At 42.3% G+C, this 21,045-nt stretch carries 17 protein-coding genes and 2 tRNA genes; 18 read left to right on the top strand and 1 reads right to left on the bottom strand.

What is annotated here, in order from left to right; translation table 11 throughout:
* Position 1: 1 nt before the first annotated feature.
* The 17 genes from DPF90_RS17450 (at position 2) to DPF90_RS17370 (ending at position 19,152) form a co-directional block, all read left to right on the top strand.
* Positions 2-802 carry a phosphate/phosphite/phosphonate ABC transporter substrate-binding protein gene (locus tag DPF90_RS17450; protein WP_114787603.1) on the top strand — a complete coding sequence of 267 codons (801 nt, stop codon included), beginning with the start codon at positions 2-4 and terminating at the stop codon, positions 800-802.
* 18 nt (positions 803-820) lie between these two features.
* Complete coding sequence (locus DPF90_RS17445; RefSeq protein ID WP_114787602.1) at positions 821-3,115, top strand: response regulator; 2,295 nt, start codon at positions 821-823, stop codon at positions 3,113-3,115.
* Positions 3,116-3,137: 22 nt separating this feature from the next.
* Complete coding sequence (locus DPF90_RS17440; RefSeq protein ID WP_114787601.1) at positions 3,138-4,625, top strand: sigma-54-dependent transcriptional regulator; 1,488 nt, start codon at positions 3,138-3,140, stop codon at positions 4,623-4,625.
* Entirely contained in the window at positions 4,603-5,664 is a 1,062-nt protein-coding gene (locus DPF90_RS17435) for a glycosyltransferase family 4 protein (RefSeq protein ID WP_114787600.1), read from the top strand. Before DPF90_RS17440 ends, DPF90_RS17435 begins: the two co-directional genes overlap by 23 nt.
* A 107-nt stretch (positions 5,665-5,771) precedes the next feature.
* Entirely contained in the window at positions 5,772-6,974 is a 1,203-nt protein-coding gene (locus tag DPF90_RS17430) for a glycosyltransferase (protein ID WP_114787599.1), read from the top strand.
* The gene (locus tag DPF90_RS17425; protein ID WP_114787598.1) at positions 6,967-8,163 is read left to right on the top strand and encodes a glycosyltransferase family 4 protein; all 1,197 of its coding nucleotides are present in this window, start codon (positions 6,967-6,969) and stop codon (positions 8,161-8,163) included. Before DPF90_RS17430 ends, DPF90_RS17425 begins: the two co-directional genes overlap by 8 nt.
* Before the next feature lie 9 nt (positions 8,164-8,172).
* Positions 8,173-9,624: a lipopolysaccharide biosynthesis protein gene (locus DPF90_RS17420; RefSeq protein ID WP_114787597.1), complete on the top strand. Its 1,452-nt coding sequence runs from the start codon at positions 8,173-8,175 to the stop codon at positions 9,622-9,624.
* 23 nt (positions 9,625-9,647) lie between these two features.
* Entirely contained in the window at positions 9,648-11,012 is a 1,365-nt protein-coding gene (locus DPF90_RS17415) for an O-antigen ligase family protein (protein ID WP_420855784.1), read from the top strand.
* An 81-nt stretch (positions 11,013-11,093) separates the two neighbouring features.
* On the top strand, positions 11,094-11,804 hold the full coding sequence (locus tag DPF90_RS17410) for an acyltransferase (RefSeq protein ID WP_114787595.1): 711 nt from the start codon (positions 11,094-11,096) through the stop codon (positions 11,802-11,804).
* Between the two features lie 11 nt (positions 11,805-11,815).
* Positions 11,816-12,934, top strand: coding sequence for a glycosyltransferase (locus tag DPF90_RS17405; RefSeq protein ID WP_114787594.1), 1,119 nt, complete (start codon positions 11,816-11,818; stop codon positions 12,932-12,934).
* Entirely contained in the window at positions 12,931-14,367 is a 1,437-nt protein-coding gene (locus DPF90_RS17400; RefSeq protein ID WP_114787593.1) for a GumC family protein, read from the top strand. Before DPF90_RS17405 ends, DPF90_RS17400 begins: the two co-directional genes overlap by 4 nt.
* 119 nt (positions 14,368-14,486) lie before the next feature.
* Positions 14,487-15,578, top strand: a complete 1,092-nt coding sequence (locus DPF90_RS17395) for a glycosyltransferase (RefSeq protein ID WP_114787592.1) — start codon at positions 14,487-14,489, stop codon at positions 15,576-15,578.
* Positions 15,575-16,759 carry a glycosyltransferase family 2 protein gene (locus DPF90_RS17390; RefSeq protein ID WP_114787591.1) on the top strand — a complete coding sequence of 395 codons (1,185 nt, stop codon included), beginning with the start codon at positions 15,575-15,577 and terminating at the stop codon, positions 16,757-16,759. Before DPF90_RS17395 ends, DPF90_RS17390 begins: the two co-directional genes overlap by 4 nt.
* 12 nt (positions 16,760-16,771) lie before the next feature.
* Entirely contained in the window at positions 16,772-17,410 is a 639-nt protein-coding gene (locus tag DPF90_RS17385) for a sugar transferase (RefSeq protein WP_114787590.1), read from the top strand.
* Positions 17,411-17,568: 158 nt separating this feature from the next.
* A tRNA-Val gene (locus DPF90_RS17380) sits at positions 17,569-17,645 on the top strand.
* Positions 17,646-17,681: 36 nt separating this feature from the next.
* Positions 17,682-17,758: transfer RNA gene (locus tag DPF90_RS17375), tRNA-Val, on the top strand.
* 284 nt (positions 17,759-18,042) lie between these two features.
* Entirely contained in the window at positions 18,043-19,152 is a 1,110-nt protein-coding gene (locus DPF90_RS17370) for an FAD-dependent monooxygenase (protein WP_114787589.1), read from the top strand.
* Positions 19,153-19,285: 133 nt separating this feature from the next.
* Here DPF90_RS17370 and DPF90_RS17365 read toward each other — a convergent pair whose 3' ends face one another.
* Positions 19,286-20,236 (bottom strand): OmpA family protein, encoded by a 951-nt coding sequence (locus tag DPF90_RS17365; RefSeq protein ID WP_114787588.1) that lies wholly within the window; start codon positions 20,234-20,236, stop codon positions 19,286-19,288.
* 237 nt (positions 20,237-20,473) lie between these two features.
* Between DPF90_RS17365 and DPF90_RS17360 the strand changes: the two genes are divergently transcribed.
* A complete protein-coding gene (locus DPF90_RS17360; protein WP_114787587.1) occupies positions 20,474-21,037 on the top strand; it encodes a hypothetical protein in 564 nt (187 codons plus the stop codon).
* Positions 21,038-21,045 lie beyond the last annotated feature (8 nt).

Raw genomic sequence — 21,045 nt, 5'->3', positions numbered from 1 at the left:
GATGAAAAAGTTCATATTAGTAATCATACTCTGCCTGTATTCTACGGTCAGTGTAAGCAAGACTCTAACATTTGGCGTTGTCCCACAGCAGTCAGCAAGCCGTTTAGCAGAGCAATGGGCTCCTTTGATCTCTTATTTATCTGCTCAACTAGGACAAGAAATCGTATTTGCTACCACTCCTGATATACCATCGTTTGAAGAAAAGTTAGAACGTGGAGACTTCGATATTGCATATATGAATCCTTATCATTACACGGTATATAGCCAACAACCCGGATATAGAGCGGTTGCCAAAGCAAAAGATAAGCTCATAAAAGGGATCATCGTCGTTCGCAAAGACAGCGGCGTGACGGAAATGGGACAATTACAACACGAAAAGCTTGCTTTCCCCTCACCAGCGGCTTTTGCAGCAACCATTCTCACACAGTCGTACCTCAAAAAAGCAAATATCGATTTTACATCAGCCTACGTGTCGTCTCACGATTCAGTTTATTTGTCTGTTGCTAAGGGCTTTTTTCCTGCTGGTGGCGGTATTTTACGTACCTTTAATGCCTTGCCTCAGTCGACACGAGATCAGCTCACTCCTATCTGGACAACTGACGGTTTTACTCCACATGCTATTGCGGTTCATCCGCGCATCAATGACCAAACAGAGCTTGAATTAAAAGTAGCACTAGAACAAGTTCACATAGCCCCAGTGGTCAAACATCAACTAGACCAACTGAAAATTACAGGTTTTGTTTCAGCGCAAGATAGTGACTGGGACGATATACGCTCACTTAATATTAAGGTCCTTGATTGACCTTAGGAGGCATGAGTTATGTCTTTTAGAGTAAAAACCATACTTGGTATCGCTTTCATAGAGATTGTTATGCTTGTTGCTCTGACATTTAGCGCGATGAGTTTTTTGTCTGAGTCAAACGAAAAGCAATTACTTCAACGTGCCAACTCTACGGCAGACATGTTTGCCCATGCGGCTAAAGACGCAATGATTTCAACTGATATCGCGACCATCGATGATCTTGTTAAAGAATTTATGACAATTGAAGACATCGCCTACATAACAGTGACGCGAGGCGATAAAGAGCTTTCTAGCATGGGAAGCGAATCATTAATAGCTAGAGAAGCTGCCGAGGACTATACCTTAGATTCGGTTAGTGACGGCATCTTTGATACTCGCCGGCAGATATATGATTCAAACAACAATTATGGCTCCATTAACATGGGTTTTGAGATTAGTGAGATAAATTCCATGCTCACCAATGCTCAAAAATCCATCATTGGTATAGCCTCAATCGAAGTCATACTCGTCGCAATCTTTTCTTTTTTCTTGGGGACCTACCTTACAAAAAGCCTAGTCAAGCTTATCGACGCAGCCAACACAATTAGTCAGCAAGGACCTGGCTACCAGATCAATGATAACTCAAAGGACGAGTTAGGAGAGGTTGCAAGAGCATTCGATGATATGTCGAGGAAACTAGAGAGAAACTACAGGGATTTAAAAGGTGCACGTTCTGAAGCAGAACAAGCTAATGAATCAAAAAGCCGCTTTTTAGCTTCCATGTCACATGAAATTCGAACACCCATGAATGGCGTACTTGGGATTTTGAACATATTAGAAGAATCAAAGCTTACCCCAGAGCAGAAAAAATTGGTCAATACTGCCACTGAATCCGGTGAGTTTTTACTTAGTATTATTAACGATATCCTTGATTTTACGAGAATGGATTCTAACACCTTGAGGCTTGAACATAAGCCTTTCGAGTTCCGCAGATGCGTTGAAACTGTTGTAGAGAGCTTCTTGCCCACCGCTGAGGCGCGTTCTCTGAGTCTCAGTTGCACTATCGATAGTCAGGTCCCATCTCACGTTTATGGTGACGAAAATCGTATTAAACAGGTTTTACATAATCTGATTGGTAACGCGATCAAATTTACCAAGGATGGGAGTATAGCGGTGCAAATTGAATCTCCATCTACAGACAATGGTTACGCAGATATTACCTGTAAAATCATTGATACAGGAGTTGGGATCAGCCGCAACGCGATGGATTATCTTTTTGAAGAATTTACTATGGCTGACCAAACCTACTCTCGTAGCCATGAAGGTTCGGGGCTAGGCTTGGCGATATGTAAACGTCTCTGCGAATTAATGGATGGTCATATTAAAGTTGAGAGCACACCCTCTATTGGCAGCACTTTCTCCTTTTGTGTTCGATTAGAACTTGCCGATATGCACATAGGCATGACGGAAAAACCGTCTAATAACGCAGAACTCAAAGTATCTGACGTTAGCATACTGGTTGCAGAAGATAACAAAGCCAATCAATTGGTCATCCAAGAAATGTTCAACAGACTAAACTTAAATGTCGACATTGCGGAAAATGGGCAACGCGTCTTAGAAATGGTTGAACAATACCATTATGATCTGATTTTTATGGATATTTCGATGCCGAAATTGGATGGCATGGAAACCTGTAAGATGATTAGGAAAAATAGCGACACATCGGTCAGTCAAGTGCCAATTATTGCCCTAACTGCTCATTCTTTAACGGGCGATAAAGAAACGTTCCTTGATGCAGGCATGGACGATTATTTATCGAAACCCGTTAGATTGTCACAACTGATTGAAAAAATTAATCTATTCTTAACTGATGTCTCAAGCGAAGGTCCAACCAAGCAACATCAAATTGAGGCAAGTTTTAATGCAGACAACAATAGTGTCGAAACAAGAACTCAGGATGATCACGTGGATTTAGAACTGGTAGATGAAACAATTCTTGAACAAATGATAGAAGATACGAGTGCTGATGTGTTACCCATGCTGATTGACCATTACCTCGAAGAATCTCAAGAAAGGCTGAAGAAAATTTATCAGGCTATTGACGACAGAGACAAGAACACCCTCGAATTTGAGAGTCACACGCTGGGAAGTTCAGCACTCGCACTTGGAAACAGAATACTCTCGAATCTCGCACGAAAAATAGAACATTTATGTATCGATAACCAAGAAGAACAGGCTTTCCAACTTAAGGAAGAACTCAAGGAATTGGCAGAGAAATCTCTCGCTGCATTAGCCTACAGAAAAAAGCAGGGCTTCATAGAACCCGCAGGCTAGAAATAAACAAGGATAACGTCAAATGAGAGCAAAAGTACTATTAATTGAAGACTCTACATCTCTGGCTATTTTATATAAACAGTACGTAAAAGATGAATCTTTCGACCTTTTTCATGTAGAGACTGGCCGCGATGCCATTAGCTTTATAGAGAGAAATGTCCCTCAGCTTGTCATTTTAGACCTCAAGTTGCCCGACATGGATGGAGAAGACATTCTCGATTGGATTAACGACAACCAAGTGCCTACTTCTGTCGTTGTTGCCACGGCTCATGGCTCAGTAGACACTGCGGTTAATTTACTTCAAAAAGGCGCCAAAGACTTTCTAGAAAAACCAATTCAGGCTGATCGGTTAAAAACATCAATCAACTTGCATTTGCAGCAAGTTAAACTTGAACACCTTGTTGAAGATATTGAAGCTAAGTTTGATAGGAATCGTTTTCATGGTTTCATAGGATCTTGCTTGCCTATGCAGGGCGTATACAAAATCATTGATTCAGTGGCTCCAACGAATGCGAGTGTATTTATCATCGGAGAGAGCGGTACTGGTAAAGAAGTCTGCGCAGAAGCTATCCATCAAGAAAGTAAACGCAGCGATAAACCTTTTGTCGCCATTAACTGTGGTGCCATACCCAAAGATTTGATGGAAAGTGAGATTTTCGGTCATATGAAGGGGGCATTTACGGGAGCAACCACGGATCGAAAAGGTGCGGCATCACAAGCTCATGGAGGAACACTTTTTCTCGATGAGTTATGCGAAATGGAACTCGATATGCAGAAAAAACTCCTGCGTTTTCTGCAAACAGGAACATTTACTCCTCTCGGTGGTTCACGAGAACTCAAAGTTGACGTTAGAATCATTTGCGCGACTAACCGCGATCCCTTACTCGAAGTAGAAGAAGGACGTTTTAGAGAAGATCTGTATTATAGAGTGCATGTTGTGCCGATAGAAATGCCTCCTTTAAGAGAGCGTGGTAACGACATCACGACACTAGCGACTCACTTTTTACGAGTATTTGCCAAAGAGGACGGTAAAAAGTTCAATGGTATCAATAGAGATGCCGAGTCTATATTAAAGCGTTATTCATGGCCAGGTAACGTGCGGCAATTGCAAAACATCATTCGTAATATCGTTGTACTCAACAATGATGCAAAATTATCGGTAGAGCACCTTCCCGACCAAATAACGCGCAGTCCGAAATCTTCAAAAACTAAGATTGCTCAACCTTCGGTTATACAGCCCACCCTACCTGATGAGCAAGAAGTGTCCATTCCTTCGCAACAATCAATATCAGAATCAATCAGTACCACAGAAGAACAGGTAACGGCACCAAAAGGTGTCACGATACGTCCTATGTGGATTGTTGAACGTGAAACCATCCAGCAGGCCATTGATTATTGTGATGGCAATGTGCTTAACGCAGCCGTGCTACTAGAGCTCAGTCCATCAACAGTTTATCGCAAAAAGCAAGCTTGGGAATCTGAAGAAGATGCACAGCAGTACGCCGACTAAAGTGTGGCTACTTATTGATAGTCTAACCTATGGAGGCATCGATGCTTATGTGCTTGAGCTTGCCAAAGGGCTCAAGCAACATAAAGTTTCTGTTGAAGTGCTAATAGTTAGGCGGTACAGCGCAGTATCGCCCCTCATAAGTAAATTAGAACACAACAAGATTAAATTTAGTTATCTCTCTTCTTCCAACGGTTTTCCACTTCGGACTTTATTAAAAAGAGTTAATCATCGGCGTGGAGACGTAATCCATGCTCATGGTTACAAGGCAAGTATACTGGCCAAATGCGCTCGTATTTTCACAGGAATAACCCAGGTTTCTACATACCATGCAGGTGAAACTCCACAAGGAAAGGTCAAGATCTACGATTTCCTGGATCGCTATACCGCATTTACTTCTTCCTCAGCGCTTGTAGTTAGTGAAAAAGTAGGGAATAAAATCCCGACCTCTACTCGAAAGTTGAACAACTTTATCGACAATGGCCAATTAAGCCCAAGCACAGGAGAACAAATCGCTTTTGTAGGAAGGTTAAGCTATGAGAAAGCACCTGAACGCTTTCTTCAATGCGCTAAAAGTAATCCAACACTTAACTTCCATATATACGGCTCTGGCCCTTTAGAAAGTGAAATCATTGAAAAGGCACCAGCTAACATTACATACCACGGATACCAAACTAACATGGCTGAAGTTTGGAACCACATTCAGATCCTCATTATTTGTTCACGCTATGAGGGGCTGCCGATGGCAGCATTAGAGGCCATGGCAAGAGGTTGTATCATTATTGCTTACAACGTGGGCGACTTATCCAAGCTAATCGACGACGGTAAAAATGGCTTTATTGTCGACAGCTTAGACTCCCTTAATCAAACATTAGCCAATATTAGCCAACTCAATAATCACGACAAGGCAGTGATCAAAAACAATGCTATCGCAACAATTAACAAGGACTTCTCCACCTCCTCAGTCATCCCCAAATTGCTTGATATTTACTCCGGTATTGACGCTCAATCTGATTCTCAATTTGATAAAAACCTGTCTTAAATACAAGCATCCTTTCTTTCTTATTTTTTATCAATAACATAGCGTATTTTACATTTTGGCATCTCATTTGCGTTGTTAGACATTAAACGACATCAGGAGAGGTTCAAATGACAAAGAAAATATTGTTTGTACACTACGGAAACGATTGGATCAGAGGCAGTGAACACTGTTTGCTTGACTTAATCGAGCAGTGCCCCAGCCAAGGATTCGAACCTCACCTTTGGACCAACAACACATCACTTCACGAGCTTGTTAAAGGCAAAAACATCAACACCAACAAAGACTCTTTCCCATTACTCTTTGGCTGGCTCAAACCAAAGTTCAATATATCCGCTTGGGTAGGCCTTGTCTTTAAAGCTTGCCGAATCATCAAGAAAAACAGGATTGACATGATTCATGTTAACAGCGGTGCTCCTTGTCAGTGGATGATTATCGCTTCTCGCTTGATGAACGTGCCATTAGTCACACAGCTACATAGCCCCTACCCAGCTCGGGATCGTGTCACTCTTGGATTGCATCTGTCTCCGCACACCATCGCCGTCAGCCGTTATGTCGGAGGCCAACTAACCCGAGAGGGCTACCCACAACAGCGACTTTCAACCATTCACAATGGTATTGATGTCACCAAACTAATGGAACAGACGAAAGTCGATAGCAAAGCAGCAATTGGATTACCTGATGAATGTACTCTGTTTGCTACCGTCGGTTCGCTCATTTACGACAAAGGAATGGACAGGCTTATTACGGCAATACAAAACCTCAATATGGAATACGCTGATACGCACCTACTGGTTATAGGTGATGGACCAATGAGATATGAGTTAGAAAGACTCGCGAAAACATTATACGTTGAAAATAAAATCCATTTTGTAGGTGAGCAAAATAACGTTGTCGGCTGGCTTAAAGGATGTGATGCCTTCGTCAGTGGCTCTCGACGAGAAGCTTTTGGACTAGCGATCGCCGAAGCAACTCTTGCCAATATTCCAGTTATAGCACCACGAGAGGGCGGAATTCCTGAGTTCATTCACCATGGTGTTACTGGACTGCTCTACCCCAATCATGGCACTGCACCAATTGCCAAGATGATGACCGCTCTACTTGAGCACAAAAAGTTTGGTCAGCAGTTGTCGAAGGAAGCTCATCAGCATATTACTCGACACTTTGACATAAACGTTTCTAGTCAAAAAATATTTCACCTTTATCGTCAATTGCTCAGACAACATCAAACATCCGTATCCATTTGGCGCACTTTCATACCCTTAAAAACCTACCTTACCAAACGCTTTCTACTAGGAGGTGAACATGGTTAAATCAAATGTTGAACAAACATTGATATTTGATCCTATTACGTTCAAAGGTGGATCAAAGCTTGCGACCGTTGAAGCGTTACGGCTTTGTCGAGTAGATAAAAGCCAATTCATTGTCGCAACAGTGCAGCCACAATTTTGGAAAGAATGTAAGTTGAGCCATTCTCATACTATTGATGTTATTAAACTCCCTTTGGTGAAAGCCCTAGCTAAACAACATTATGGCATCCTATATTGGATAAACCAGTTGTACACTTGTGTTTGTCTGCTTTTTGTGTTGTTCAAATATCACAATGTATCTAGAGCAATTGGTGCCTCTGGGCCTGGGATGGACATGGCACTTTATATCACTAAGTTATTTAAAAATATTGATATTATTCAATTTGTACATGGCCCTGTGGGTAATTCTCGCTCTATCGGATACTGTCTCACCAAGGCTGACAAAGTATTCCATTTACCTTCTAGTAAGCCAAGTATGGCTGTTGCACTAGCCACTTACTTAACAAAGAAAATTAGTATTAGTGATTGCCAAGCTCTCGTAGAGTCCTATTTCACTTCTTCTGCCTACCATACATTTGTAAATGGACTAGCAGAAGAAGATTGGCCAACGCGTGCTCAAACCGACTTTCCTATTTGTTATTGGGCTGCATCCCTGCTTAAATGGAAAGGGCTTGATCTGATGGTTGAAGCTTTGGCGCATGCTGCCAAACTTAAACCTCTCGCCGCAAATATTTGCTACATACGGCCAATAGATACCTCGATACCTGTCAGTAATGCGCCTGTTTCCATTTCGCATGTTAATTGGTATCAAGACCCTCAAGACCTCGACACCATTCGTAGCCAATCAAACATTTTTGTGTCTACGAGCACCAATGAACCTTTTGGTTTATCAATTCTGGAAGCTTTGGCGGCTGGTATGTGTGTGGTGATACCTCAAGATGGCTCATACTGGGATAAACGTCTAATACACAATAAAAACTGTATCAAATACCAGCCTAATGACCCAAACTCCTTATGTGACGCTTTGCTCTATGCAGCCAAAGACAAAGAAAACTTTCATCGCTGCATCAATAATGGCCTTGAAGTGGCGCAGGAATACAAAGCGGAACAACGCTATCTTGATTTTGTAAAAACAATCGATAGCAACCCATATTTGAAAATGGCTCGTGAACCAAACCCATTAAAACAGTGAGGAATCATGATGCAACGCAGAATTAGCGCTTGGTTACAACAAGAAAACATAAAGAGTATGTCTCTTTATGCCGCTAGTCTCCTAATGATGAAAGGGACATCTCTTATCATGTTACCTTTTATGGCTACTTACCTCACACCGAGTGAATTTGGACATCTTGAGCTCTTGTCAGTCACAACGGTATTCTTTAGTTTGCTTGTCGGACTGGCCATGCACGAAAACTTGTATCGCTTTATTGGTACACTTCAAAAAGAGAATGAGCGTTATTCAAAAGTGTGCGAGCTTTGTACTGCCTCCTTGGTTACCTCCTTTATTCTTGCGCTTCTTTTCGCCAGCCTGTTTTTTACATTATTCCTGTCAGATACTGCAATCACCAGCCAGCAAGCCTTGCTGATCACGATAGTCATTTCTGTCGAAGCACCGCTGGCAATATCTCTAGCCTGGTTGAGGCTTAATAACAAAGCTTGGGTATTTTTTAAAGTCAGCTTGGTGACACTGATTACTCAAATCTTACTCATCGTCTGGATCCTTATTACCTCTCCGAGTGTAACATTAATATTCGCTGTGGGCGTTCTGTGTACTGTTTGTCAAACCATTTATTTGTACATTCATAACCGCTTTAAATTTCAATTACCAAACTTTGTTAACTACAAACACTATCTTAAGTATGCTTCTCCCCTTATGCTTTCAGCAATTGTCGCCTTTGGACTGAGCGGTGCTGAAAGATGGATCATTGCAGAGGCTCACCCACTAGAAACACTTGGCATTTATGCTGTTGCGGCAAAGTTTGCACTTGCCTTAGGCATCCTAATTCAACCCTTTCATATGTGGTGGATGCCAAAACGATTTGAGCTGCTCGAAACACAGGGAAGAACTAAGGTTGTCTATCATACGCAGCAGGGTATCTCTGCACTCTGTATCCTGGGAGTATCGGTTACATGGGTAAGTCAGTGTTTCATTATGGTAGCGCTGCCAAGCACTTATCATTTGGCAAGTCAGCTGGTTTCCATCTGTATCATCATTATGCTGTTAAAAGAATTAACAGAATTGCTCAACATAGGTGTTCTTTATGCTCAAAGGACTCAAAGCTTGTTCTACATTAATATCGTAGCGACTGTCACTGCTCTATCACTCGCTTGGTCTTTAAAAGGAGCTGGTGTAGCGGCGATACTCTTATGTTTATGCTTAGGCCAATTCATACGTATCTTACTTGTCACTTACATGAGTCAATCGCTGTATAGGCTGCCCTACAACACAAAGCCATTAGTCGCCCTTGTGACCATAAGCATAATATTTATCTCAAGCGGTTGGTTTAACAGCTCAGTTCAGGTAGCCGTATTGATGTCAGTGATGCAACCTTTGATAATCGCGATGTTTCTATACAAAGCCGGATTCATTAAGATTCATCCAAAGGCTACCGAGGGTAATAAACAGGAAAATAGAATGGAACATACATTATGACAGGGCAACGAGCATTATACCCAATGCTTGTTACACTTGGAGTTTGCTTTGTTATTGCTCTAATTTGGAAGTTTGTTCCTCATCCAGCGGTAGCGGTTGTTCTATGTTTATTACCGCTTGGCGTGTTATTTGTCCTCAACCAAACATTTTGGTTGGTAAGCTTATTCGTCCTGTTTTCTTTTTTTCGAATACATGAAGCCATTCCAGCACTGTATTCATTAAAAATTCCTCTACTTCTATCCTTGGGCGCTCTCAGCGCCTTGGTTTGGCATAGCCTGATCAGCAAGCAACTCAAGACGTTTTGGCACCCAAGTTTTACGTGGTTATCCATATTCTGGTTCTTGGTATTCATCGGTATACTATTTTCATCGAATCCTGGCTTGGCCATCAAATACTTTAAAGCCATCTACTGGAAGATTATTATCATGACGTTCGCTATTGCTTGGTTGGTAAATAGCGCTTTAAACGTTCAGCGTATCAGTATATTAATTGTTCTTGCTGGTGGTTTGATTGCGTGCGTCGCACTCTCTAACTCAATCAATGGTATCGGTTTAGTCGAAGGAACTCGTGTAACCATTGGAAGAAACCTTGGATCAGTGTTAGGAGATCCAAACGATTTGTCTCTCGTACTAATGTTCCCGCTTGCTTTCGCTATTAGCCTTATGACGACGAAAGACCTTGGTGGTGTTCGAATACTAGGGCTAATAGGAACAATCTTGTCTCTTTCTGCTGTAATTGCGACGCAAAGCCGCGGCGGGTTGCTTGGCTCGGTTGCCGTGTTTGGTATCTTTGGGCTAAGAATTATAAAGTCTAAAGTGTTACTTGCTGTGATCGGAACATTAGCTTTACTGGTACTCGCTGCAGCGGCAGGAATTTCTGATCGAAAGTCTGGTGGAGCGGCCGAAGAAGGGATCGATGCCTCAGCCATGGGGCGGCTTTATGCTTGGGAGGCGGCATTTGGAATGGCGGTTGATAACCCAGTCACTGGTGTGGGCCTAAACAACTTTTATTCTAACTATTTTTTCTACAGTCCACACTGGGATGGCCTAAACCATGCTGTGCATTCTACTTGGTTTGGCGTGTTAGCTGAGACGGGTTTCGTTGGGCTATTCGTATTCATTGGCTGTATCTACTCCTTAGTAAAAACAAGCCAACAGACGCTTGGGCTGCTCGATTCGGACCCATCCAACTACTCACCTTACCTTCATGGAACAGCAACGGCTGTTTATGCTGGCATTATTGGCACCATAGTGTCTGGAACCTTCCTCACTCAAGGCTTTACCTGGCCCATCTATATACTTGCGGCCTTGTGCATAGCACTTAATCGGATTGTGCAAAATAGTTCTCAAAATGAGAAGATTTCAGAAACCTCGCTCAACAAAACGTAAATTAATGTTTTAAAATGAGTTTTATTCTGGCATACAAAGTGTAATACCTCCTATATTTAGTAAATATAAAGGAGACTCAGCATGCTAGCGACTCATATCAATGACATCAAAGTATGGCTCAAAGAGAGCCCAAACCCTGCTTGTCGTAAGTTGTTTTTAGTTTTGAAGTACATCAGAGCATGCGATCTCCCAACTCCGTATGTTTTTAACAAACTGGTTTCGCTTGCCTACAATGGATTTGTGGCATTTCTCGGCACTATAACCAGAGTACTTGTCTACACTCCTGCATTCAAAGGGCGAGTTACAAAATATGGCAAACATCTGTATTTGTTCGGGGGCGTACCTTTGGTTACAGGTCCGCTCAAAATACATTTAGGCAATGATTGTCGAATATCGGGCCACACCACTTTTAGCGGACGCACACAATCAATACACCCTGAGCTGGTCATAGGTGATAACGTCGATATAGGCTGGCAAACAACCATTGCAGTAGGTAAACAAGTCATTATTGGCAACAACGTCAGAATGGCTGGTCGAGCATTTTTGTTTGGCTACTCAGGACACTCACTAAATGCTCAAGAAAGAGCTATCGGCCTAGGCGATAAAGATGAAGATGTCGGCAACATTATATTGGAAGATGATGTGTGGTTGGGGACTAATGTCACCATATGTCCAAACGTAACAATCGGTAAAGGTACAGTAATCGGTGCTGGAAGTGTGGTCACAAAAAGCCTTCCCCCGTATGTGGTTGCGGCGGGAAACCCAGCCCAAGTGAAGCGTAAGTTGAAATAAACGGAGGCCCTATGAATCGTGATTTGATCGTATTTGGCGAAGACTTCGGTGGATTACCGTCTAGCACTCAGCATATTGTCTCAAGACTTGCTCAGGATCGAAAAATCCTCTGGGTGAATTCTATCGGTTTGCGCCAACCCAAGCTTAGCAAGCACGATGTAAAGCGAGCATTGAGTAAACTACTTGGTCGCGGTAAAGGCGGGTATTCATCTCATGCTCAACCCCTTCCAGAAAATATTACCATCGTCAACCTTAAGACCATTCCTGCACCGAGGTCTTCATGGGCACGTGAGTTAGCAAAGAGCTTATTACTATCTCAACTTAAACCCATCATCGACAAACTTAACCTCGTAAAACCAATACTATGGACATCACTTCCCACTGCTGCCGATCTCTGCGGGCATTTAGATGAATCGGCTGTGGTTTATTATTGTGGTGATGATTTCTCATCTCTAGCAGGCGTTGATCACGATACGATAGCATCACACGAAAGTAAGCTAGCAAATATCGCTGATCTCATTTTGGGAGCAAGTCCCGCTATATGTGACAAATTTGATGCAAGTAAAACAACACTCATTCCGCACGGTGTGGATTACGAACTATTCAGTCAACCCGCTCATAGAGCAATGGACTTACCCAATAATGATAAACCTATTGCTGGCTTTTATGGCAGTATTTCTCAATGGCTCAACTACGAGCTGATAACATCAGTTTGCTTGGCGAATCCAAATTGGGATTTCGTTTTCATCGGCCCTGTAGAGCTCGAATTCAATCCTCTGCCAAAGCTGTCTAATGTGTATTATCTGGGGCCTAAACCTCATGATGCACTACCCAGTTACAGTCAGCATTGGGATGCAAGCTTGCTGCCTTTCAAACTCAATGAGCAGATTCTCGCATGCAGCCCACTTAAGTTGATGGAATACTTAGCTACTGGTACACCTGTTGTTACCACTCCGTTCCCTGCACTTGAGCCATACAAACAACATGTGAATCTGGTCAACACTGCAGAAGAATTTAGCCAAGCGCTAAACCATGTATTGAACAAAAGTAGTATTAATTCAGAGATAGTTCGTAGCGATAGTTGGGATGCAAGAACCCAAGCAGTCAGTCGGCTTCTGGAGACATTATGAATGAATTAAAGCTCAGATTTATCGTCATTTTAAACGCAGCTTGGCGACAACGCTATGTGATCGTTATACCCATATTACTGATGCCATTTGCAGGGTATTTTGTTGGAAAAATGGCGCCAGAAAAATATATATCACACACAAGTATGCTCATCCAAGAAACCGCAAAAATGAACCCATTTTTAGAAGATTTGGCTGTTTCTACCATGTTAAAGGAGCGTTTAACCGCTTTACGTACACTGCTAAAAAGTAGACATATTCTTCGCTCAGTCGCGGCAGAACGCGGACTGACCAATGATAGCATGTCTCCACAACAAGTGGATAGAATAATTGCCCAGCTAGCATCAAGTCTTAATGTGACTCAACCTGGAAAGGATTTTCTGAAAATACAGCTCACGGCCTCAGAGCCAGATGGAATGAAAGAATTACTCGAGTCGATTAGTGAACATTTCATCGAGCAAATGCTTGCGCCAGAGCGCTCATCAATAAAAGATTCTAGTGAATTCCTCACCTTACATATTGAAAAGCGTCGCCAAGCTTTGGATGAGGCTGAAACTGCGTTGGCGAATTTCAAAAATGAAAACGCTTCTGTCACACCCGAAATGCAGAACCAAAGTCTGACTCGTTTGGCCAGCCTGAAGCAAAGTCTCGCAGAAAAAGAAGCAGAGCTAGCGGGTGTTGAACGCAGCTTGGGTTCACTCGACCAGCAGTTATCAAGAACAAACCCTGTGGTAGGAAAAATAGAAGATCAAATCATTGAAATAAGAAGTGAACTCTCTCTCTTAAGAGCAAAATACACCGACAGCCACAGTGCGGTCGTAGGAAAGCAACGCGAGCTTCGCCGCTTAGAAAGTGAGCGTACAGAACTATTAGCTGTTGAGCAACCCAATATAAGCAGTGAACAACTCTGGGATATTGCCAGTAGTAATACCCTCTCTGACATAACTAAGATACAACCTTTACTTGTGACACAGTTACATAATCTACAAATGGTTCGCGGAAAGTTCGAATCCTTGAGCGAAGAAACCAAAAGCTTGAAAAAAATGATTTCGGATTTAGAGCTGCAAGCCAACAAGTTTGGTGATAACGCCAGAGAGATTTTTCAGTTGCAAAGTGATGTGAAGATAAAAAGACAGCTTTATGATGAGTTAATCCAAAGATACGAAATGGCCCAACTTACTGGCTCACTCGGTGTATTTGAACAAAACAAACGGGTGAAAATAATCGACCTCCCCTACACACCCAGTGCTCCCGCTAATCTGCCAGTCATCATTTTTATTGTTGCTGGATTGTTTGCTGGTATAGGACTGGGTTGTGGTATCGCCACTGTAATAGAGTTGTTTAACACTTCTGTTAGAAGCCCCAATGAGCTTGAAGCTTTGACAGGTTCACAAGTCATCGCCATTATTCCCAAAATAAAACCATTCCATTCATAATTGAATCTCAAAATGAAACAGCGTGACAAATAGATATTAAGCTAATGTTTAATATCTATTTTTATTTTGGCATAGGATGTGCTTTGTAGGTATTAGACTCACAGAATTGAGAACTAATAATGAAGAGCAAAGCAAACACTGTTATCCATGTTGTCCAACACCTCGCACCGGGTGGCTTAGAAACTTTAGCGATTAACATGCTTAAGTTTGCTACATCAACGTCCAATGTATTAATCGTTAGTCTCGATGGGAATAAAGAAGAAGCGGTGCGCAACTGGCCCATATTGAGCGACATCACTCACAAGCTTGTATTCTTGAACAAAAAAGCCGGCGTGAGCACAAACACAGTCGCAAGCCTCTATCGTTTGTTCAAACACATCAAACCTCAGGTTGTACACACTCATCATATCGGGCCACTTATCTATGGCGCCACAGCCGCAAAGCTGGCTGGGATCAAACATATTGTTCACACTGAGCATGACGCTTGGCATCTAAATAATCCCAAGCACAGATTACTACAAAACATTGTTCTAAAGTTTTCTCGCCCTCAAGTCGTTGCTGATGCGGATGTAGTCAAAAGTCAGCTTGATAGCCAACTCAGCTACGACAGAGTCGCGGTCATCAGAAACGGCGTCGACTGCGAACGTTTTTCTCCAAGCAACAAGAACAACGCAAGAACGAATCTGGGTTTAACATTGAATGACACTATCATCGGTTCTGCTGGTCGTTTAGAGCACGTTAAAGGTCATGACCTACTACTTAAAGCCATGCCTCTGGTTCATCCAAGCGTGAAGCTTGTCATTGCTGGCGATGGTACACAACGCGAAGCGCTGACCAAAATGGCCAAAGACTTATCCATATCTGACCAAGTCTACTTTCTTGGTTTGGTGGGTGATATGCCAAATTTCTACCGAGCACTCGATATTTTCTGTCTCCCTTCTCGAAGTGAAGGGTTTCCACTCGCCACACTCGAAGCTCAGGCTTGTGGTGTACCAACCGTGGCTCATGATGTCGGTGGAACCAAAGAAACACTTTGCCCTGACACAGGCATACTTTCACCAGTAGGTGATCACAAAGCATTGGCAGATAACATTAACAAACTACTCATTCAACAATCTGACCGTTCACCACGCCGATTCGTAACACGCAACAACGATATAAAAAAAATGGTCGAGGCCTACAATGCCCTTTTTCAGGAGGAATTCGCATGATTGACATCACTATCGCAGCTTGTTTCGCCATTAGCGCAGCTTTGATTATCTATCATCATATGGTGTACCCAATGGTTCTTTCATGGTATGCAAAGCGCCACCCTGCTGCAAAAATCAAGCATGTAGAACGCGGTTATAAGAGGGGTCAAGATGATGTCGAGTGTGCTGATGTCACCATACTCGTCCCTGCCTACAACGAAGAAAAATGGATTGCTGAGAAGATTCGTAACCTAGCCTCGCTAGATTATCCTAAAAAGCATTATCAGGTCATTATTGCTTGCGATGGATGTACTGACCGCACTGTACAAATTGCACAAGATACTATTCAAGAAGCCATTTGCTGTGATACGCACTTTGAAATACGTGCGTTCGAGCAAAACCGAGGCAAAGTGGCGTTAATCAATGATCAAATGAAGACCATCACTTCAGAAATTACGGCCATGAGCGATGTATCGGCACTCATTTCAATTGATGCCCTTCTTGTTGCCAACAGACACTTCCAAGATCGCAGAGTCGGCGCTGTTAACGGCCATTACCAACTTCTGTCTTGTGGTAGTCAAGGTGAAGAAAAATATTGGCACTATCAAAGTGACGTCAAGCAAAGCGAAGCATGTTTAGGTAGTACTCTAGGCGCTCACGGTGCGCTTTACATGTTCAGAACCGAGTTGTTCGAGCCTTTACAGCACAACACCATTAATGATGACTTTATTATCCCGATGGAAATCATCCGTAAAGGATATAGTGTCCACTACGACCAAAACATGGTCGCATTAGAACTAGAGGCGACAAACACTGACAATGACTTCAAACGCAGGCTTAGAATTTCTGCTGGTAACATGCAGCAAGCGGTCCATTTAGCTGACCTCTTCTCTCCCAAATACAAAGGCGTGGCATTTGCTTTTATCTCAGGTAAAGGTTTGAGGCTCATCGCACCCTACCTAATGATTGCTTGTTTAGCTTTTTCGATAGCGCTTATCAACCACCCAGTTTTTTTAGTGGGAACCATTGCGCAGGTATCTTTATACACACTCGCTGCCTTGGGCCATGTCTTCCCCAAAATATTTAGTCATAAATACTGCCAGTTACTGACATACATAGTCGCTGGTCATACTGCCAACTTAATTGGTGGCCTACGTTATTTGTTCGGCTTAGTGTCCACTCGCTGGACACGAGTTCAATAAAAGGAGCATCTCATGAGTAATGCATCTTCTTTATATTCAATTTGGTTAGCAAAGCGTACCTTTGATTTTATCTCTGCCTTGCTTGGACTTATCGTATTATCGCCTGTGATGCCGATTATCGCACTGGCTATAAAACTCGACTCAAAAGGGCCTGTTTTTTACAAGCAGTTACGAGTTGGTAAATCAACACCAAAACAAATGATGTTCTTCGAAATTGTTAAGTTTCGCACTATGTATGTGGATGCCGAAACAAGATCAGGCGCGGTATGGGCGACAGAAAACGACCCACGTATCACTAAAGTAGGTCGTTTCCTTCGCAAAACTCGCTTAGACGAAATTCCTCAGCTGTTTAATGTGGTTCGCGGTGAGATGTCTATCATTGGTCCAAGACCAGAGCGTCCAAGCTTTTACAATAAGCTAGAGTCTGAAATTCCCTACTTTGCCGACAGAACTTACGGTGTCATGCCAGGTATCACAGGCCTAGCACAAGTCAATCAAGGCTACGACACTTGTATCGATGATGTGAGAAAGAAAGTCGGCTACGACCACAGCTACGCTCTATCACTTCGTTCACTTAAATCTTGGATCATGATGGACGTTAGTATCATCACTAAAACTCTGATTGTTATGGTTGATGGCCGCGGCCGATAGAAACTAACAAAGGCCGAGGTATCACAGTGAAACCTCGGCCTTTTCAGTCCAAAAAAACATCAAACTGCCTAGTTGTGAAGCAAACAACTTGAAAACCAACAATTTGCACTTGCACACCAATCAAAGTCTCGGTAATATCCGTCTCGTTCTTAAGGAATGGGTCCGTAGCTCAGTTGGTTAGAGTACTACCTTGACATGGTAGGGGTCGGCGATTCGAGTTCGCCCGGACCCACCACTCCTTAAAGCATAGATATGCAAAGAACATAAATTTGGGTCCGTAGCTCAGTTGGTTAGAGTATCGCCTTGACATGGCGGGGGTCGGCGATTCGAGTTCGCCCGGACCCACCAAATTTAGAAAAAGCCCAGCTCTGACTGGGTTTTTTGCATCTATTTTTTCTTTACGTTTGAGCGTAAAGACAACTCCATTTCAACACGAAGATCGTGAAAAGATTTTCGAGTTTCTCTATGACTTTTACCCTCCCGCTCAATAAAACCCTGCTGTTTTTCAAAGCAGCAGCCTTCAGATATAAGTCATACTTTTATCAAGCAATAATACTTGTGAATGTTTCACTTTTACATTTCTGACATTGCTGATAGTTTACTGATAATATTGGTATTATGTAAACTGAGCAATGAATAAAAAGACTCTCAATGTTGCCATTATTGGTGCTGGATTAAACGGCCTCTCTTTGGCATTATCCCTGCGCATGTTTGGCATTAATGCAACTGTATATGAAAAGTCTGATAAGCCACGCGTTGAAGGAGCTGCCATTACACTGTGGCCAGAAGGTATGCAGGTACTTGCTGCTCTTACTGATGCCTCAAAAGTTCAAGCCGTTGGCAATACCAACGAGTTCATTACTACATCGACTTTTAGCGGAGAAACAATCAACCAAATTTCAATGCGAAATATGGGTAGCAAAGTCAATGCTGATATTGGCACATTTCACCGTCGTGACCTCTACCAGTTACTGCTTGATGCCTATGGAGAGGAAAATATTGTTACGGGCAAGCACTGCACGGTTGAAAACAACACCATACTGCTTAACGGTGAACCATTAGAGGCGGATGTGATTGTAGGCGCTGATGGCGTTTTCTCTCAAGTCAGGAAGTTCGTTGCACCAGAGGTATCAATTCGCAAGCATGGCGTGTATTGCTGCCGAGGCATGGTTAACTATGCCAACCCCCAAATAAGCACCAAAGAAATCAATGTATTTGCAGGTAAGCAATCACGAATAGTCACCTATACCTACCATAGAGAGTGTAACTCAAGGTACTGGTTTGCATCCTGTAAAGTAGAGTCAGGAGAAACCTTAAATAAACAAAAAATCTTAGATAGGTTCGCGTATTACTCCCCTGACCTATTAGATATGATTGAGCAAACACCAGAAGAGCAAATCCTTCGCTCTCCTTTAGTTGATGTCGCGCCCTTTGATACATGGTCCCGTGATAATGTAGTTCTACTTGGTGATGCGTGTTGTGCAGTTCTTCCGACAATGGGAATTGGTTTTAGCCTTGGTATTGAAAATGCCTTTATCCTTGCCCAAAGCTTAGCCTCAAACTTTTTTGAAATACCACGAGCTTTCGAACGTTATCAACACCGAACCCAAAAGCGCACCCATGAATTACAAAATATTACTCATCGCTTAACTGAACTAACTTATATTAAAACATTTAATCCTAATGAAGTTGAGCAGTTATACCAGCGCTTTACTCAGGTCTATAGTCATTCACCTTTTTAAGGTAAAAATGGCATAGTACCCCAATAAACAGTGAAGAAACTAAGATATCACCAATATCTGATTTATGAACAAAATGGTGGTAACCATCAATTACAATGGTTATCACCTGACTTATCATTTGTAGCTTTGTAGTTTACTGTTGGTATTCAAACTCCGGAACTGAAATTTCTACTCGGCGATTTTTCGCTCGGCCTTCAGCTGTATCATTACTTGCAATAGGATCATCTTCCCCTTTACCAGAAGCAGTTAACCTTTTTGAATCAATACCCCGATCAATTAAAGCCTTTACAACCGATTTTGCACGATTCTCAGACAAAGTTTGATTATAACTTTCTGCACCTGACGAGTCTGTATATCCAGTAATGTTAGCCGTCGCTTGTGGATATTTATTTAAGAATTCAACAAGCTCATCAAGTTGGGTCAAACTCTCAGTTTTTAGTTTGCTACTGCTCGACTCAAAGGTATTGCTCAATAATGTTGCTTTAAAGGTTTTGGTTGGAGCTGGTGCAGCAGGATCAACTTTTTCTATTTCTTTGTTGGCTTCACTGCTTGGCTCTTGTTGCACATTCCCTCCAAACTGATAAGAAAAGCCTACATAAGCGGTATTTGCAGACGCTCGTACAATATCATTGTTGATATCAGTCAATGATTGGTACTCGATTCTTATTGACCCGTTATCTATTACATCAAACTCTAAGCCTAACGCCCCTATAAAAGACTCATCGCTTTTATCACCATAGTTAACGTAGGCACCACCAAGTTTCCCATAAACATTAACAGCATCACTGATACCAAAAGTCAGTTTGGGCGCCAAAGTAAAAGCATCAACACTATCGTCTGGTAAACCTGCACCGGTAAACTTTCCGAGGTAATCATAACCTGCCTCAATAGCTAGAAGACTATTAAACGAGTAACCGCCAAAAACGCCCAGAGACGCAGACTTGTCATCATCACAAAAGTAACCAACCTCGCACTCATCATCAAGCCAAGTGTGCCCTAACTTTACACCAATATAGGGAGAAGCATGGGCAATACCACTCAATACTACTAGTAATGATGGCAATGAAATTACAAGCTTTGTCATCTTAATTCCTTTTTATCCAGTTGTTATACATTGAGAGGACTCATAGTGAATGAGTCTAGTCACATAAGATATGTCAATTTGAAGCCCATTACATACCGCTCTAAAACAAATAAGCCTCTATAAAGGCTAAATTGAGATCCAATCTGCAAGACAAAAAAATAATAGGCACTCGATTTCATACATTCTATTTTCATCTACGCTTGTTAATGAACAACGTTAGACTAATAGGACTCAATAATGAAAAGGCTTTATATCGCACTACCACTACTATTTCCTCTCACTACTTTGGCAAATGAGTTTGAAGCAGCACTAAAACAATTTGCAATGAATGATGTGAAAAGCATGGCGACTGATGCAGACGTCGTATCTCAAATTAAAGCGCAAAACCAGCAAACCAGTCAGCTTGACCAAAACCAGATGACGTCACTTGATAATGATTGGAGGAGCCAGGTAGGACAAGATAACGCACCACTCATCAACAGCAAATTGAACACTGAATTGTCGAAAAAGCTTGCGGCGATGCAGCAAAAGAGTCACGGCGTGATCACTGAGATTTTTTTCATGGATAATAAAGGCTTAAATGTTGCACAAAGTGCTGTAACTTCGGATTACTGGCAAGGTGATGAAGACAAGTGGCAGCAAACTTACCTAGTCGGACCCAACGCTTATCACATCAGTGAAATAGAAGAAGATGAATCGACCCAAATGTTCCAATCTCAAGTAAGTTACGCCATCTCAGACCCGTCATCTGGGCAAGTGATCGGTGCAATTACAGTTGGTGTAAACGTGGAAGAACTATAGCGACTGGA

This window comes from Vibrio tetraodonis, from assembly GCF_003350295.1.
In the GTDB taxonomy this organism is placed as follows: domain Bacteria; phylum Pseudomonadota; class Gammaproteobacteria; order Enterobacterales; family Vibrionaceae; genus Vibrio; species Vibrio tetraodonis.
The sequence above is the reverse complement of the archived record's forward strand: the minus strand, read 5'-3'. Positions and strand labels throughout refer to the sequence as shown.